A 15,654-nucleotide genomic window follows, 5' to 3' on the forward strand; every position below is an offset into this window, starting at 1 on the left:
AGCTGTAACTGGCTGACGGCACAGGGAAAAGTGAAGTTCGCTGGCTGAGTCCGCAACGGAAGAAGTTGTTGTGGAGAATAACTATCTGAGTGTGTCTGAGAAATCAGAACTTGAGATAGCAAAGCAAAAACTCCGCAACAGCAAAGACCCGGCAGAGCGTGAGCAGGCCCAGCAGAAGTACGACGCACTGATGGAAAAAGATATCTCCAGCGACAAGGAAGTGATTGATGCGTGTGGCAATGGCAATGCTGGGAGCGCGGCCTGTGCGAGTGCAAGACTGAACGTTATTGCGACCAAGGGGGAATACGAAACTGGCCAGTACAATAATAAAGTCAGTGACATGTATCCTGATGCTTACGGTCAGATAATAAACCTGCTGAATATCACCAGCGTTGATGCACAGAGCCAGCAGCAGGTGAAGGATGCGATGGTGAACTATGCCATGGTCCAACTTGGTATAAAAGATAAGGCAGCGGCTGAAGCATACATTGAGACCTATGATGGGATGAAGATCGTTGCTGCTTCTGTTGCGCCAGTACTGGGGAAAGCGGCTGCAAAACAATGGAGTAAAATTGTTTACGCAAACTTGAAAGTTGTCGCAAAAGGTAATGTTGATGGTGTGAAATTCTCCGATACCAATCAAGGGGTAAGGCCTTCACAATTAGCAGATTTTAATAAACCAACGCTTATCAACGATGTCGTTCAGGCCAAGATAGACAAGCGCCCTGATAAAAATTACCCAAATGGAAATATGGGAACAGCCCATGCAGAAGTGGGAGTGATCCAACAGGCATATGAGAAAGGGATGACCAAAGGCAAAGACATGCTTATGTCCGTGAGCGGACAAGATGTTTGTTCTTTCTGTCTTACTGATGTAAAACTCATGGCTGAAAAGTCTGGGCTTAAGTCTTTAACGTTGTTTGAAGAAAGTACAGGCAGAACTTTATATTGGGAGTCTGGTACAAAAGGTTTCCGTATTAAGGGGGCTAATGATGAGTAAGTTGCATCTTTCATGGTCTTGCTTGCCAAAGGGTGGTAATAAGAAATCTGATTGTTGGGATGACATCAGTGATTTACTAAATAATCTTCAAGTATCTAGTGGTTGCGTTACAGTGGATAAATTAGATAACGAAGGCTATATAATCTCAGAAATTCAAGTAAGAATGGAAAGAGGTCTTTATTTGGTTACCTTTTTGAATGAAGACAATGAGGTTATGACACTTTCTGATCTAAATAAACCTGATGAAAAAATACTAATTTTGGGAGATTATTGGTCCGCAAAGCAGATCACAAAAGATTTTGATCTTGTCGTCAGGATCTTTAAAGAGTTCTTTGATACTGGAAATGTCTCAACGGATCTTCTGAATTAACAAAAAATCCCGGACCCTAAACAGGCCGGGATTTTTGTTGCCTGTCATTCAGCCACAATACGTATCAGCAACTGACCCTGCTCAACACTCACTGTTACCGCCGTATCTGTCCCAAATCCCGCGGCTTCCAGCCAGTTGCCGGTAAGGTGCAGACTGGGGCTGCGACTGTAATAGCGCGTCATATCATTGCGGCCGGCGTGGCGACGGCTGACATAGCCGACCTTCAGGTGTCGCCTGCAACAGATGCAGGTGGTTGCAGAAATCAGCAATCAGGTCATCGACATTGCCGGTATGCACGGGGCAATCATTGCCACGAAAGCGGCGAAGGCAGAAGCGGAAGCGAAGGTGGCAGGTCTTTCTGCTGCTGATAGGCTGGCGGCTAGAGACGCCCTTGCGACAGGCGACAACTCGAATCGGACGCCGACAGAGGCAGATATTCAGAAATATGTTTATCAGACGTCGTATGACAACGCCTATACTCAGGCGTTGAACCGTTCCGGATTTGGCACCGGTGGCGCGATTCGTCAGGGCATCATGGCGGTTTCGGCGGCAGTACAGGGGCTGGCCGGTGGTAACGTTGCGCAGGCGATAGCGGGAGCGGCGGCACCGTATCTGGCGACAGAAATCAAGAAAGCCACGACGGACGCAAAAGGTAACGTAAATATCGCTGCCAATGCGGTAGCGCACGCGGTGCTGGGTGGTATTGTGGCAGAAGCCAGCGGCAACAGTGTGCTAGCAGGTGCGGCAGGTGCCGCGACAGGTGAGTTGGCGGCGCGCGTGATTGCTGACAGGCTGTATCCGGATAAAGCCATCTCGGAAATGACGGAAAGTGAAAAGCAGACGGTCACCACGCTCTCGCTGCTGGCGGGCGGTCTGGCAGCGGGCACGGCAGGCGACTCGACGAGCAACGCGGTAGCGGGTGCGCAGGCAGGTCGAAATGCGGTGGAGAATAATCTCTTCTACCCCGGTTCTGTGCCGAAAGGCGTGAGCGATTATGGTCAGTCTGCGACATCATTGTATACCAACACCAATCTGACGGATGAGAAAGGCAATGTGCTTAATCCGACAACAGACGAGCAACGGCAATACGCGATGCATAAGCTAGTCACGGGGACGATGCCGGAAGGACAGGATCCTGTACGTGGCTTGTTAACAGCGTGGGGCGCGGGAGCTTCAGTGGTTGGTGGAACAATCGTTGCACCAGCGGCTGGTGTTTATGCTGTGTTTGGCGGCGGTTTACTCGGCGGTATTACAGATGCAACCAAACAGTTTTTAACTATGTCTCCGAATGACACATACAGCTATACCGATACATTGATTGCTGTAGGAACAGGAGCGCTGACTCAAGGTAAGGGAACGACTTTTAGCCTCTTTGTGAATACAGGGGAGCATATTTAGGAAGTAAGGCGAAAGGTGAAGATCCGAGTGCATCTATGGCAGGTAATGTGATTGGTACTGTTATTGGTAATAAAGTTGGGGGCAAGTTTACCCAGCAGATGCTCTCAAAGGGTTACTCTCCTGTGAGTTCAGAAGTTATCGGTTCAGTAGCAAGTGGAGTGACTAGCACAGGCTCTGGATATATGACTGAAAAAGTAATTAAGAATACGGGAGCTGAGAATGCAGAAGAATGAATCAAAATATTTTAGCCTGAAGAGATTCATCTTCTTCGTTCTTGGAACGATGGGAGTGATCATTTTCTGCTGTATGCTCAGTATACCTGTTGGATATATAGCTGCATTCATAAAAACAGGAAGTTTTAATTTTAATATAGAACCAGCCATTGATGGTATCAGGTTTAGTATAAAAGTTGGTGGGGGAGTTGGGGCTGTCTTAGGGATTGGACTTTACTTTTTTGAGTACTTCGGCGCACTAAAGAAGGGGGGAGAATAACAACTTCAATCTGAGAGCGATTGCACCGAAGGGATTGCAGGATGTAGGGGTATTGATGACATCATTTTACAGCAATACCAACATGGTGGATGAAAATGGCAATGTGCTGAACCCAATAACGGAAGAAGAACGGCAATACGCGATGCATAAGCTAGTCACGTGGACGATGCCGGAAGGACGGGATCCTGTACGCGTTTGTTAACAGCGTGGAGTGGCACGGCTAACATTAGTAACCAGTTAGTGGGGAACGATCTCTCAGTATACGTATGCTTCTATCGCTGCTGGAGTCGGTACGGCGGTTGGTGCTGGAGGTGGTAAGGCAATTGAAGTCGGGAATAAATATTTCTCTGTCGTTTCAGATAAAACAGCCAGTATGACAGGTGCTATTGGCGGTGCCGTAGCGAGTGAAGTGACAGGGAGTAAAGTTCAAGATAAGGTTGATAATGCGGGAGAATCTAAATGAGCCCCCTAAAATCACTATTAATTCTGCTTATAGGTTGTTCCATTACTATGATTATGGTCGTTTTTGCAGCGTGCTTGTGCGCTGCATTTTTAACCTATTTAAAAAATGGAGTATTAATTATTAGTTGGCAGGATGATGTAATTTTTTCGCTAAAAAGAGGAACTGTTGTTGGCGTAACAACAGGAATAGGAATCTGGATCATGTCGATGCTAAAGGCCAATAAAGAGAAATAAATACAGTCTACGTTCCCGGTATAACGCCGGGAGTTTTAGAGCGACAACATGCCTTCAATCACTTATGACGGTACGATGACTGTTTAATACTGGAGTTGAACTGCTACTGAGCTCTAGGCTTTAGTGGCGATATGAAGGGGAATGATGACCGCGTGTTATGCATAGCATGTCGGTTAATAATGAAAACGCTCTTAGGGATAAAAGAGACCTTGTACATGATTCTGTGTAAATGCCATTTCTGACCTTGTACATGATTCTGTGTAAATGCCATTTCTCAGAAGTGACCGTCCAGGCGGTCACCGAACTCGATAATAAAGCGGCTCATCGCCAGCCGCCAGTTTTGGAGCGGCATCGTCCATTTTTTTGATGCCGACTGTATTGCCAGCCACACCACTTTCCTTACTGAGTCATCTGTCGGGAACACCTTGCGTTTCTTTATGGCATGCCGGATGACGCTGTTCAGTGATTCAATGGCATTGGTCGTGTAAATCACCTTACGGATGTCACTCGGGTACGCGAAGAATGTTGACAGATTCGCCCAGTTTGCACGCCAGCTCCGGCTGATTTGCGGGTAGCGCTCATCCCAGACCCTGGCGAATGTTTCCAGCTCCTGCAACGCCGCTTCTTCCGTCGCGGCCCCATAAACCGCCTTCAGGTCGCGAGTGACGGCCTTATAGTCCTTCCATGAGACGAAGCGCAGGCTGTTGCGCACCATATGGACTATACACAACTGGATGCGGGTTTGCGGATAGACCGCATTGATAGCGTCAGGGAAGCCTTTCAGACCGTCAACGCAGGCGATGAGAATGTCGTTCAGACCTCTGTTTTTCAGCTCCGTCAGCACATTCAGCCAGAACTTCGCCCCTTCATTTTCCGCCAGCCACATACCCAGTAGTTCTTTCTGACCATCGATATTGATGCCCAAGGCCAGGAACACGGATTTGTTGATGACACGACTATCCTGACGGACCTTAAGGACAATACAGTCAAGATAAACAATGGGATAAAGGCTATCCAACGGCCGATTCTGCCATTCAACAACCTGCTCCATCACTGCGTCCGTGACCTTTGAAATCAGGGCCGGCGACACATCTGAGTCATACAGTTCCTTAAACGTCGCGACGATCTCTCGGGTAGTCATGCCTTTGGCGTATAACGACAGGATTTGGTTATCCATGCTGGTTATCCGGGTCTGATTTTTCTTCACCAGTTGAGGTTCGAATGTGGCATCACGATCTCGCGGAGTACGCAGTTCGAGCGGGCCATCGCCAGTAATGACCGTTTTTGTGGAATAACCGTTACGTGCGTTAAGACCCGCTTTGGGCTGGTTTTTCTCGTACCCGAGATGGTGGGACATTTCAGCATTAAGGGCGGCTTCAACACTGATTTTTTTCAGCAGGCGATCGAACTGGCTGAGATCATCAGGTGTTTTAAGATTTTTGGCCAGTTCGTTAGCCAGTGCCTGTAATTGTTTTTCGTCCATAAATTAACCTGCTTTTGATGTTGGATTGAACATATCAAAATCAGGCAATTACACAAATTTATGTACAGGCTCGTAGAGATCGTCTCATTGATTCTCGCTAAGTGCCGCTATTTGACGATGGTACCGTCATTTAATATGAACATGAGATTGCCTTTCCAGAATTCAGCCAAATAGATGTTATCTAACTCGATGCCATGTCGAGTAATTTCGGCAAGGAGCCACTCTTCATCTTTCTCTATTTCACACAAATCGTTTTTCCTCGGCTTACCATCTTTAATTACGATCACAGATGGCATCTCCATGCCTTCACAAATCACACTTAGCTGTCCGTTGGGTTCGATTTGAGCATAGTTTATCTTTTGGAAAGAGTTGATTCCTTGAGCATGCAGCTGTGAAGCTACGTTGATAATATCTATTTTATTCTTCTTTTGTAGAATGTTTTCCATCAGGAATTTCCCTTTCTTGATAATAGGGATTGGGTCACCAATACTGACGGAGCGAAAAAAATAAATATTCTTACTGATAGCGTTAAGAAGAGAAATCAGACTGACACCAATGAGTAATACAATAACATATTGGTAGAGTGGAATACTGTCACTATAAATTACGCCGCCAATAATACCACCTAATATAAAGTTACCAATAAAATCCACAGGAGTCATTTGCGATAGCTGTGTTTTACCAGAGAAATTTAAATGGGTAATAACAATAGTAAAGCCGATAATAAATTTTAATAACACGTATCCGTAATATTCCATTTTCTTCTCCGTTACTGTCCTGACGGTGTTTTCATCTTATTAGGGTATGACGCAGGTAGTGTGATAGATATCAATCTATTCACTATAGCAATACTACACGTAATGGGGAGTGTTGATTTTTTGCCGGATTTTGCAGAAAGAAGAAGGCCCTGACATGGTCGTCAGGGCCAGAAGGGAAGGATTACAGCGCAGCGATGACCGCTTGCTGTTCCAGCAGTTTGGCTTTCGCTACGGCGTAGCCGTCCAGTTTTTCACGCTCTTTGGCGACAACTGCTTCCGGTGCTCGCGCCACAAAGCCTTCGTTGGACAGCTTGCTTTCTATGCGGCCAATCTCGGCTTCGATTTTCGCCACTTCTTTCGCCAGACGATCCAACTCTGCCGCTTTGTCGATCAGACCCGCCATCGGGATTAACAGCTCAGCGCCATCAATGAGTTTGGTGACGGAAACCGGACCTTTATCGCCCGCAGGCAGCAGCGTAATGCTTTCCAGACGCGCCAGCGTTTGGATGAAGCTGCGGTTCTCTTCCACGCGACGCTGTGCTTCTGCCGTCGCGTCACGCAGTAATACTTCCAGCGGTTTACCCGGCGCGATGTTCATTTCCGCACGGATGTTACGCACGGCGATAATCGCCTGCTTAATCCACTCCAGATCGTTCAGCGCCAGCGTATCTTCCTGTGCAGCATCAAACTCAGGGAACGGTTGCAGCATGATCGTGTCGGCGCTAATGCCTTTCAGTGCTTTAACGCGTAGCCAGATGGTTTCGGTAATGAATGGAATAATCGGGTGTGCCAGACGCAGCAACGCTTCCAGTACGGTAACCAGCGTGTGGCGCGTACCGCGCAGTTCCGCTTCCGAGCCGCCATTCATCACTGGCTTCGTCAGTTCCAGATACCAGTCGCAGAACTGATTCCAGGTGAATTCGTACAGAATACCGGCCGCAATATCAAAGCGATAGCCGTCCAGCGCTTCGCGATAGGCTTTCACCGTACGGTTGAATTCTGCCAGAATCCAGCGATCAGCCAGCGACAGCACTTTCTCGCCTGCGCCAAAACCACAATCCTGATCTTCTGTGTTCATCAGCACAAAACGGCTGGCGTTCCACAGCTTGTTACAGAAGTTGCGGTAACCTTCCAGACGCTTCATATCCCAGTTGATGTCGCGACCAGTAGAAGCCAGTGCCGCCAGCGTAAAGCGCAGGGCGTCTGTACCGTGAGGCTCGATGCCGTTCGGGAACTGCTTCTCGGTACGCTTGCGGATTTTTTCCGCCAACTGAGGCTGCATCATGTTGCCGGTACGTTTTTCCAGCAGCGCTTCCAGTGAAATTCCGTCTACCATATCCAGCGGGTCGATAACGTTCCCTTTGGATTTGGACATCTTCTGGCCTTCCTCATCACGGATCAGGCCGGTCATGTAGACGGTGTGGAATGGCACCTGCGGTTTGCCGTCTTCATCTTTGATGAAATGCATGGTCAGCATGATCATGCGGGCAATCCAGAAGAAGATGATGTCGAAGCCGCTCACCATCACGCTGCTTGGGTGGAATGCTTTCAGATCCGGCGTTTGCTCCGGCCAGCCCAGCGTAGAGAACGTCCACAGGCCAGATGAGAACCAGGTGTCCAGTACGTCTTCGTCCTGATTCAGAACGACATCATCGGCGAGGTTGTTTTCACTGCGAACTTCCGCTTCGGTACGGCCCACATAAACATTGCCGTTAGCGTCGTACCAGGCCGGGATACGGTGACCCCACCACAGCTGACGGGAGATACACCAGTCCTGAATGTCGCGCATCCAACTGAAGTACATGTTTTCGTACTGTTTTGGCACGAACTGAATGCGACCGTCTTCCACCGCTTCTACCGCGGGTTTAGCCAGCACGGCAGCGCGCACGTACCATTGGTCGGTCAACATCGGTTCAATCACCACGCCGCCACGGTCGCCGTAAGGCACGGTCAGATCGTGCGCTTTAATTTCTTCCAGCAGGCCGAGTTCATCGAATGCGGCGACGAGTGCTTTACGTGCGGCAAAACGTTCCAGACCCTGGAAGGCTTCTGGAATCTCGCTGCTGTAAACCGTGCTGGCTTCGCCATTGGTATCAAACACTTCGGCGCTCTGACGGATATCGCCGTCGAACGTCAGAATATTGACCATCGGCAACTGATGACGTTTACCGACTTCGTAGTCGTTGAAGTCGTGTGCTGGTGTGATCTTCACGCAACCCGTGCCTTTTTCCATGTCGGCATGTTCGTCGCCAACGATCGGAATGCGACGGCCAATCAGCGGCAGGATCACCTCTTTGCCGATCAGATCTTTATAGCGTGGATCTTCCGGGTTAACGGCGATACCGGTATCACCCAGCATGGTTTCCGGACGGGTGGTAGCGACGACCAGATAGTCTTTCCCTTCGGCCGTTTTGACGCCATCGGCCAGCGGATAGCGCAGGTGCCACATCGACCCTTTCACTTCGCGGTTTTCTACTTCCAGATCGGAAATCGCAGTGCGTAGTTTTGGATCCCAGTTCACCAGACGCTTACCGCGGTAAATCAGGTCTTCTTTATACAGGCGGACGAACACTTCTTTCACCGCGTTGGACAGGCCTTCATCCATAGTGAAGCGTTCGCGCTCCCAGTCAACGGAGTTGCCCAGACGGCGCATTTGGCGGGTAATGTTGCCGCCGGATTCGCCTTTCCACTGCCAGATTTTGTCGATGAATGCTTCGCGGCCGTAATCGTGGCGGGTTTTGCCTTCTTCTGCGGCGATCTTGCGCTCAACGACCATCTGCGTGGCAATACCGGCGTGGTCAGTACCCGCCTGCCACAAAGTGTTTTTGCCCTGCATACGCTGATAGCGAATCAGCGTATCCATAATGGTTTGCTGGAAAGCATGACCCATATGCAAGCTGCCGGTGACGTTGGGCGGCGGGATCATGATGCTGAAGCTTTCTTTACTCGTGTCGCCGTGCGGCTTGAAGTAGCCTTGTTTTTCCCAGTGTTCGTAGAGCGGCTGCTCGATATCTTGCGGGTTATATTTCGTTTCCATTATGCTCAAAATTCAGTGAGTTGGCGGCGTAGCCGTGGTCAATTGGAAGCCGACGCTGCGATAGGTTTTATAGCGGTCGCGCGCCAACTGTTTCAAGGATTCTTCGTAAGGGACAAAGTCTATCACTTCATGGAAAGCGGTGGCAAAATCTGCGAACTGCGGCAATAGGCTAATCAGCAGATCCCGTGGCGCGTTGCCACGCCGCTGCGGCCAGGCCAGTTCGACGGGTGCCCCGTGACGCGGCCCTTCGCCTGCCAGATTATGCGGCACGAACGCATGAGGGTCGCGTTGCCATAGTGCCTCATCCAGTCTGATGGCCTGCTGCTCGTCTTCACAGGCAATCAGCACGCGCTTTCCTGCTCGCCAACGTTCTGCCGCCAGATCGCAGGCCAGCGCCTCATGGGCGCTGAGCTCACCGCTTTTGCTGTCGTGTTCGAGAAGATAGAACGTTGCGTTTTTCATTATTTACACGAATTTTTAGTGTTCACAGTATTGATAAGGGCCGGAATATCCGGCCCGATTATACTCGTCATACTTCACGTTGCATGTGCGTTAGCTACGCTATTCTACGTCGTTCTGCCCAGCACGGTTAAGCAGGAACTGTGATAACAGCGCGACCGGGCGACCTGTAGCCCCTTTGGCTTTGCCGGAACGCCAGGCGGTGCCCGCGATATCCAGATGCGCCCAGCTGTACTTACGCGTAAAGCGCGACAGGAAGCAGCCTGCGGTAATTGCTCCGCCCGGACGACCGCCAATGTTCGCCATATCGGCAAAATTGGACTCCAGCTGTTCCTGGAATTCGTCGGTCAGTGGCAGACGCCATGCGCGGTCGCCAGACTGCTCGGACGCGCTCAACAGCTCGTGCGCCAGCGGATTGTGGTTCGCCATCAAGCCGGTGATGTGGTGCCCCAGCGCAATCACGCACGCGCCAGTCAGCGTCGCGACGTCAATGACGACATCCGGCTCATAGCGCTCAACGTAGGTCAGCGTATCACACAGAACCAGACGACCCTCTGCATCGGTATTCAGCACTTCTACCGTTTGGCCGGACATCGTGGTCAGCACATCGCCCGGACGGTATGCACGGCCATCGACCATGTTTTCACAACCTGCCAGCACGCCGATGATGTTCAACGGCAACGCCAGTTCGGCCGCCATACGCATCACGCCGTAGACCGTGGCCGCGCCGCACATGTCGTACTTCATTTCGTCCATGCTGTCGGCAGGCTTGATGGATATGCCGCCGGAATCGAACGTCAGCCCTTTACCTACCAGCACAATCGGGCGGGTTTCCGGGTTCGGATCGCCTTTATATTCGATCACGGACATCAGCGATTCATTCTGCGAGCCCTGACCCACGGCCAGATAGGCATTCATGCCCAGCTCTTTCATCTGCTGTTCGCCAATCACGCGCGTGATGATGTTCTGGCTGTAGGTATCAGCCAGTTGGCGCGCCTGCGAAGCCAGATAGGCGGCATTACAGATATTTGGCGGCATGTTGCCGAGATCTTTCGCGGCTTTGATGCCCGCAGCAATCGCCAGACCGTGCTGAATCGCACGTTCACCGCTGGTCAGTTCACGGCGTGTTGGCACGTTGAACACCATTTTGCGCAGCGGACGGCGCAGCTCGACCTTATTGCTCTTAAGCTGATCGAAGGTATACAGCGTCTCTTTGGCAGTTTCGACCGCCTGACGCACTTTCCAGTACGTGTTACGGCCTTTCACGTGCAGTTCGGTCAGGAAGCAGACTGCTTCCATCGAGCCGGTTTCGTTCAGGGCGTTAATCGTTTTCTGAATCACCTGCTTGTACTGGCGTTCATCAAGCTCACGCTCTTTACCACAGCCAATCAGCAGGATGCGCTCGGAAAGAATGTTAGGTACATGGTGCAAGAGCAGTGATTGCCCCACTTTGCCTTCTAATTCACCACGGCGAAGCAACGCGCTGATATAGCCGTCGCTGATTTTATCGAGTTGTTCGGCAATAGGGGACAGACGACGCGGTTCAAACACGCCGACGACAATGCAGGCACTGCGTTGTTTTTCCGGGCTACCGCTTTTTACGCTGAACTCCATGTACTCTCCTGAATCTTAAAGACAAAGGCGGGGGCAACGGCTAGAATGTGACACTCCGTAATACTTTCCCGCCGTTGCGTTAACATAACCTGTGTTAATCTTAACGACGTAACGAACCTGTTTTAGTGACTAATAAGCAGGTTCTGATACAACAGCTCAAACGCAGTGTGTTGTAATACCGTTTTAGCTAAGAGGGCTGCCAAAAATGAGTATAAATGGCGCGTTAGCGAAGAAACTATCGATTTTCCTGCAAAAAGACAAGTTTTCACAGGCGTAATTAAGCGTGATCATCATTCGATATCTGGTACGGGAAACCTTTAAGAGCCAACTGGCCATCCTTTTCATTCTGTTACTGATTTTCTTTTGTCAGAAATTAGTGCGGATATTAGGTGCCGCTGTTGATGGTGAAATCCCGACAAATTTGGTTATCTCCCTGTTGGGATTGGGTGTGCCAGAAATGGTGCAGCTCATCCTGCCATTAAGCCTGTTTCTTGGTGTATTGATGACGTTTGGCCGCCTCTATGCGGAAAGCGAGATCACCGTTATGCACGCCTGCGGGCTGGGTAAACGTGTCTTGCTGAAAGCCGCATTGGCTCTGGCGGTGTTCACCGCCATCATCGCCACCATTAACGTCATGTGGCTTAGCCCGTGGTCGTCCCGGCATCAGGAAGAAGTGCTGGCGGAAGCGAAGGCGAACCCCGGCATGGCAGCGCTGGTCGAAGGGCAGTTCCAGTCTGCGCAGGGCGGCAACGCGGTGCTGTTTGTCGGTAATGTCAAAGGTTCGGAGTTTCAGCACGTCTTTCTGGCACAACTGCGCCCCAGCGGTAACGCGCGGCCTTCTGTTGTGGTTGCCGATCGCGGTCATATCAAACAAAACGAAGATGGTGCGCAGGTCGTGACGCTGGATAACGGTTCGCGTTACGAAGGCACGGCGCTTTTGCGTGATTTTCGTATCACCGATTTCACCAACTATCAGGCTGTGATCGGTCACCAGACCGTGACGCTGAATAATAGCGACGTGCAGCAAATGGATATGCAAGCGCTCTGGCATTCGGATGCGCACGATGCACGTGCAGAGTTCCATTGGCGGCTGACGTTGATTCTTTCGGTGCTAATCATGGCGCTGATGGTGGTGCCGCTGAGTGTGGTGAACCCACGTCAGGGCCGGGTGCTGAGCATGCTGCCTGCGATGCTGCTGTACCTGATCTTCTTCCTGCTGCAAAGCTCGCTGCGTTCTAACGCCAGTAAAGGAAAAATCGATCCGATGATATGGGTCTGGCTGACCAACCTGATGTACTTCGGCATCGCGCTGATGCTTAACCTGTGGGATACCGTGCCGATGCGCAAAGTGCGCGCCCGCTTTAAGCCTCGTACTCTTAGAACACAAGGAGCGGCCTGATGTTTGGTGTATTAGACCGCTATATCGGCAAAACGATTTTCACCACCATCATGACGACGCTGTTCATGCTGGTGTCGCTCTCCGGCATCATCAAGTTTGTCGACCAACTGCGTAAAGTTGGGCAGGGCGAGTATTCGGCGCTGGGCGCTGGGTTGTACACGTTGCTTAGCGTACCCAAAGATATTGAGATCTTCTTCCCGATGGCGGCGCTGCTCGGTGCGTTGCTCGGGCTGGGCCAGCTTGCGACCCGCAGCGAACTGGTGGTGATGCAGGCTTCCGGCTTTACCCGCTTGCAGATTGCGACGGCAGTAATGAAAACTGCGATTCCGCTGGTGCTGCTGACGATGGCGATTGGCGAATGGGTGTCTCCGCAAGGAGAACAGATGGCACGCAACTACCGTTCTCAGATGATCTCCGGTGGGTCGATGATCTCTACGCAGGGCGGACTGTGGGCAAAAGACGGCAATGACTTTATCTATATCGAACGAGTGACGGGCGATAAAGAGCTGTCTGGCGTCAACATCTACCACTTTGACGATAACAATAAATTGTTATCGGTACGTTATGCGGCCTCCGCTGAGTTTGAAGATGACAGGAATGTCTGGAGACTTTCGCAGGTTGATGAATCTGATTTGAGCGACGGCAAACAGATTGGTGGGAGCCAGACGCTTAGCGGTGAATGGAAAACCAATCTGACGCCCGATAAACTGGGTGTGGTGGCGCTGGAGCCTGATGCGCTGTCGATCCGCGGGCTGCATGATTACGCCAAGTACCTGAAGCAAAGTGGACAAGAGTCTAACCGCTACCAACTCAACATGTGGAGCAAAATCTTTGCACCGGTTTCCGTCGCGGTGATGATGCTCATGGCGGTCTCTTTCATTTTCGGCCCGCTGCGCAGCGTGTCGGCGGGGTCACGTATCGTGATTGGTATCAGTTTTGGCTTCCTCTTCTACCTGTTGAATGAGATTTTCCGCCCGCTCAGCCTGGTCTACGGCATTCCGCCGATTTTAGGCGCTATCTTGCCGAGCTCGGTGTTTCTGTTCATCAGCGTGGCGCTGCTGCTGAAACGCCGATAGCACCAACTAAACCAGAAAAAGCGCCGAGCGGATTGCCCTTGGCGCTTTTTTATTGTCAGAATGAAACCAACGCCCTATGGATGTGGATATTCATTGTTCACAGTAACCTTGATCACCATGCTCTAGCGAGGCGCAAGGGTCATAACACGTTGCTAAAGATGATTTTTTCAGCACTTAACCGAACGCGGAGTGGATTAACGTTGCGCATGGGCCGCCAAACGGTATAATGCACCCGTTTTCCGCATACTACTTCTGTGCCGAAGTGGCGAAATCGGTAGACGCAGTTGATTCAAAATCAACCGCCGCAAGGTGTGCCGGTTCGAGTCCGGCCTTCGGCACCAACGTATGAAAATCAAGTCACCTTAGGGTGGCTTTTTTTATGTCCAAAATCGTCCAGTAATGTCCATATCCACCTGTAAAATAACGATTTTAATTTAATTTCCCTCTCTGCGATTTTGTCTGTTTTATCCACAGTGGTCTTTCTTCGTCCATTGACATCCAGATGATTTGGGGGTCAAGGTGAGGGTAAATTCACTTCGATTATGAGTTGACCCCCAAATTATGGCGCTGACCGACGTTGTTGCCCGTACTGCTAAGCCTCGCGAGAAAGCCTATAAGCTCGCTGACGCGCACGGCCTGTATCTTTTGGTGAGTCCTAACGGCTCTAAGCGCTGGTATCTCAAATACCGCTTTGAAGGTAAGGAAAGCCGGATTGCGTTCGGTGCCTATCCGCTGATCTCGCTGGCGAAGGCCAGAGAGAAGCGTGATGAGATACGATTGCTGCTGTTGGAGGGTATCCACCCAACGGAAAAGCGTGAAGAAGAAAAAGAGCAGACGCAAGACCTCTCCGGGGCGATAGCCGCACCAAAAGCTACCCATCGGCCAGCCCTGAAACTGAATAAACTGCCGGATTTTCTGACAAGGATAGAACGCCACAAAGGGCGGGCGTTAACCAGACTGGCGTTAAAACTCACGCTGTGCGTTTTTATCCGCTCCAGCGAGCTACGGCCCGCTGGCCGGAAATCGACTTTAAACGCGCTATGTGGACGATACCGGCCGAACGAGAAGCAATCCCCGGCGTGAAACATTCGCAGCGCGGCGCAAAGATGTGCTCTGAACATCTGGTGCCGTTATCCCGACAGGCTTTAGCGCCGCTGGAACAGATTAAGGCCATCAGCGGTGCTCATGAACTGATTTTCCCCGGCGATCGTCGACCAACCAAACCGATGAGTGAAAACACCGTCAACAATGCATTGCGAACCATGGGCTACGACACCACTACCGAAGTGTGTGGACATGGCTTCCGCACCATGGCCTGTAGCGCACTGGTGGAGTCCGGCCAGTGGTCGCGGGATGCGGTAGAGCGGCAAATGAGCCATCAGGAACGCAACGGTGTTCGTGCTGCCTATATCCACAAAGCGGAACATCTGGATGAGCGCAGACTAATGTTGCAATGGTGGGCAGATTATCTGGATGCCAATAGGGAAGAGTATGTGGTGCCGTATGAGTTTAAAAATGTTTGATTCATTAGGGTCTTAGCGATGAAAAAAACGAAAAAACCAGCGGTAGCGCTCACTTCTCTGATTGAGGAGGCAGAACAGCGCCATCAGAGGGTCTTACAAGGACTTGCCGATGTTTATGCAGGACGTGTTGTGAATTACGCTGATATGCAGGCGTTCATCACCAGACTGAAGCAAGCATAATCGATACAAATACGGGGCGTATCCTGTATCTAAAGCCTATGCATTAAGCTCCGCACCAGCCCCTTTTTTGGGAGGGGCTGGTGCTCATTTTTCTTATGTGGATGATTTTTTCTGCTGCTCGTAGTTCCCAAGTATCATTTCCGCCAGATCGTCTTCCATCATTAGAATA

Annotated in this window: 15 protein-coding genes, 1 tRNA gene and 2 pseudogenes; 12 read left to right on the forward strand and 6 right to left on the reverse strand. The window is 50.7% G+C overall.

The window, feature by feature from the left end; translation table 11 throughout:
• Positions 1 to 70 precede the first annotated feature (70 nt).
• A pseudogene (locus NAL19_RS02060) lies at positions 71 to 1,000 on the forward strand (DUF6862 domain-containing protein); the annotation flags it as partial.
• Complete coding sequence (locus NAL19_RS02065) at positions 990 to 1,370, forward strand: DUF6911 family protein (protein ID WP_225086665.1); 381 nt, start codon at positions 990 to 992, stop codon at positions 1,368 to 1,370. The pseudogene NAL19_RS02060 and the gene NAL19_RS02065, both read left to right, overlap by 11 nt.
• Positions 1,371 to 1,414: 44 nt before the next feature.
• Here NAL19_RS02065 and NAL19_RS21650 read toward each other — a convergent pair whose 3' ends face one another.
• Positions 1,415 to 1,552 (reverse strand): SymE family type I addiction module toxin, encoded by a 138-nt coding sequence (locus NAL19_RS21650; RefSeq protein ID WP_317630301.1) that lies wholly within the window; start codon positions 1,550 to 1,552, stop codon positions 1,415 to 1,417.
• A 61-nt stretch (positions 1,553 to 1,613) separates the two neighbouring features.
• Between NAL19_RS21650 and NAL19_RS02075 the strand changes: the two genes are divergently transcribed.
• From NAL19_RS02075 to NAL19_RS02095, 5 genes are all read left to right on the forward strand, one after another.
• The gene (locus NAL19_RS02075; protein WP_263058624.1) at positions 1,614 to 2,768 is read left to right on the forward strand and encodes a VENN motif pre-toxin domain-containing protein; all 1,155 of its coding nucleotides are present in this window, start codon (positions 1,614 to 1,616) and stop codon (positions 2,766 to 2,768) included.
• A gap of 35 nt (positions 2,769 to 2,803) precedes the next feature.
• Positions 2,804 to 3,001 (forward strand): hemagglutinin, encoded by a 198-nt coding sequence (locus NAL19_RS02080; RefSeq protein WP_263058625.1) that lies wholly within the window; start codon positions 2,804 to 2,806, stop codon positions 2,999 to 3,001.
• Complete coding sequence (locus tag NAL19_RS02085) at positions 2,988 to 3,260, forward strand: hypothetical protein (protein WP_263058626.1); 273 nt, start codon at positions 2,988 to 2,990, stop codon at positions 3,258 to 3,260. The genes NAL19_RS02080 and NAL19_RS02085 overlap by 14 nt, the downstream gene beginning before the upstream one ends.
• 55 nt (positions 3,261 to 3,315) lie before the next feature.
• Positions 3,316 to 3,462 (forward strand): hypothetical protein, encoded by a 147-nt coding sequence (locus NAL19_RS02090; RefSeq protein ID WP_159440267.1) that lies wholly within the window; start codon positions 3,316 to 3,318, stop codon positions 3,460 to 3,462.
• Positions 3,463 to 3,719: 257 nt separating this feature from the next.
• The gene (locus NAL19_RS02095) at positions 3,720 to 3,956 is read left to right on the forward strand and encodes an immunity protein (RefSeq protein WP_225086672.1); all 237 of its coding nucleotides are present in this window, start codon (positions 3,720 to 3,722) and stop codon (positions 3,954 to 3,956) included.
• Between the two features lie 274 nt (positions 3,957 to 4,230).
• Here NAL19_RS02095 and NAL19_RS02100 read toward each other — a convergent pair whose 3' ends face one another.
• The 5 genes from NAL19_RS02100 to pepA form a co-directional block, all read right to left on the reverse strand.
• Positions 4,231 to 5,439, reverse strand: a complete 1,209-nt coding sequence (locus tag NAL19_RS02100; protein WP_263058627.1) for an IS256 family transposase — start codon at positions 5,437 to 5,439, stop codon at positions 4,231 to 4,233.
• 107 nt (positions 5,440 to 5,546) lie between these two features.
• Positions 5,547 to 6,197 (reverse strand): DUF421 domain-containing protein, encoded by a 651-nt coding sequence (locus NAL19_RS02105; protein WP_225086673.1) that lies wholly within the window; start codon positions 6,195 to 6,197, stop codon positions 5,547 to 5,549.
• A 181-nt stretch (positions 6,198 to 6,378) separates the two neighbouring features.
• Entirely contained in the window at positions 6,379 to 9,234 is a 2,856-nt protein-coding gene (locus NAL19_RS02110; RefSeq protein WP_263058628.1) for a valine--tRNA ligase, read from the reverse strand.
• Positions 9,235 to 9,246: 12 nt separating this feature from the next.
• The gene (locus NAL19_RS02115; protein WP_225086675.1) at positions 9,247 to 9,696 is read right to left on the reverse strand and encodes a DNA polymerase III subunit chi; all 450 of its coding nucleotides are present in this window, start codon (positions 9,694 to 9,696) and stop codon (positions 9,247 to 9,249) included.
• A gap of 99 nt (positions 9,697 to 9,795) precedes the next feature.
• On the reverse strand, positions 9,796 to 11,307 hold the full coding sequence (pepA, locus tag NAL19_RS02120; RefSeq protein ID WP_010284628.1) for a leucyl aminopeptidase: 1,512 nt from the start codon (positions 11,305 to 11,307) through the stop codon (positions 9,796 to 9,798).
• Between the two features lie 283 nt (positions 11,308 to 11,590).
• Between pepA and lptF the strand changes: the two genes are divergently transcribed.
• The 5 genes and pseudogenes from lptF to NAL19_RS02145 all read left to right on the forward strand — a co-directional run bounded on the left by lptF (position 11,591) and on the right by NAL19_RS02145 (position 15,485).
• The gene (gene lptF / locus NAL19_RS02125; protein WP_225086677.1) at positions 11,591 to 12,706 is read left to right on the forward strand and encodes an LPS export ABC transporter permease LptF; all 1,116 of its coding nucleotides are present in this window, start codon (positions 11,591 to 11,593) and stop codon (positions 12,704 to 12,706) included.
• Positions 12,706 to 13,782 (forward strand): LPS export ABC transporter permease LptG, encoded by a 1,077-nt coding sequence (gene lptG, locus NAL19_RS02130; protein WP_263058629.1) that lies wholly within the window; start codon positions 12,706 to 12,708, stop codon positions 13,780 to 13,782. Before lptF ends, lptG begins: the two co-directional genes overlap by 1 nt.
• A gap of 256 nt (positions 13,783 to 14,038) precedes the next feature.
• Positions 14,039 to 14,123, forward strand: a tRNA-Leu gene (locus tag NAL19_RS02135).
• Between the two features lie 220 nt (positions 14,124 to 14,343).
• Positions 14,344 to 15,305 (forward strand): annotated as a pseudogene (locus tag NAL19_RS02140) (tyrosine-type recombinase/integrase).
• 18 nt (positions 15,306 to 15,323) lie between these two features.
• Positions 15,324 to 15,485: a CopG family transcriptional regulator gene (locus NAL19_RS02145; protein ID WP_263058630.1), complete on the forward strand. Its 162-nt coding sequence runs from the start codon at positions 15,324 to 15,326 to the stop codon at positions 15,483 to 15,485.
• The last annotated feature ends 169 nt before the right edge of the window (positions 15,486 to 15,654 follow it).

This window comes from Pectobacterium sp. F1-1 (genome assembly GCF_025643735.1).
GTDB lineage: Bacteria > Pseudomonadota > Gammaproteobacteria > Enterobacterales > Enterobacteriaceae > Pectobacterium > Pectobacterium colocasium.

Coding starts and splice junctions, on each gene's coding strand:
- NAL19_RS02095 (WP_225086672.1), top strand. CDS start 3,720: ATGAGCCCCCTAAAATCACTATTAATTCTGCTTATAGGTTGTTCCATT.
- NAL19_RS02090 (WP_159440267.1), top strand. CDS start 3,316: ATGACATCATTTTACAGCAATACCAACATGGTGGATGAAAATGGCAAT.
- NAL19_RS02080 (WP_263058625.1), top strand. CDS start 2,804: ATGGCAGGTAATGTGATTGGTACTGTTATTGGTAATAAAGTTGGGGGC.
- NAL19_RS21650 (WP_317630301.1), bottom strand. CDS start 1,552: ATGACGCGCTATTACAGTCGCAGCCCCAGTCTGCACCTTACCGGCAAC.
- pepA (WP_010284628.1), bottom strand. CDS start 11,307: ATGGAGTTCAGCGTAAAAAGCGGTAGCCCGGAAAAACAACGCAGTGCC.
- NAL19_RS02110 (WP_263058628.1), bottom strand. CDS start 9,234: ATGGAAACGAAATATAACCCGCAAGATATCGAGCAGCCGCTCTACGAA.
- NAL19_RS02085 (WP_263058626.1), top strand. CDS start 2,988: ATGCAGAAGAATGAATCAAAATATTTTAGCCTGAAGAGATTCATCTTC.
- NAL19_RS02145 (WP_263058630.1), top strand. CDS start 15,324: ATGAAAAAAACGAAAAAACCAGCGGTAGCGCTCACTTCTCTGATTGAG.
- NAL19_RS02100 (WP_263058627.1), bottom strand. CDS start 5,439: ATGGACGAAAAACAATTACAGGCACTGGCTAACGAACTGGCCAAAAAT.
- NAL19_RS02115 (WP_225086675.1), bottom strand. CDS start 9,696: ATGAAAAACGCAACGTTCTATCTTCTCGAACACGACAGCAAAAGCGGT.
- lptG (WP_263058629.1), top strand. CDS start 12,706: ATGTTTGGTGTATTAGACCGCTATATCGGCAAAACGATTTTCACCACC.
- NAL19_RS02105 (WP_225086673.1), bottom strand. CDS start 6,197: ATGGAATATTACGGATACGTGTTATTAAAATTTATTATCGGCTTTACT.
- NAL19_RS02065 (WP_225086665.1), top strand. CDS start 990: ATGATGAGTAAGTTGCATCTTTCATGGTCTTGCTTGCCAAAGGGTGGT.
- NAL19_RS02075 (WP_263058624.1), top strand. CDS start 1,614: ATGCAGGTGGTTGCAGAAATCAGCAATCAGGTCATCGACATTGCCGGT.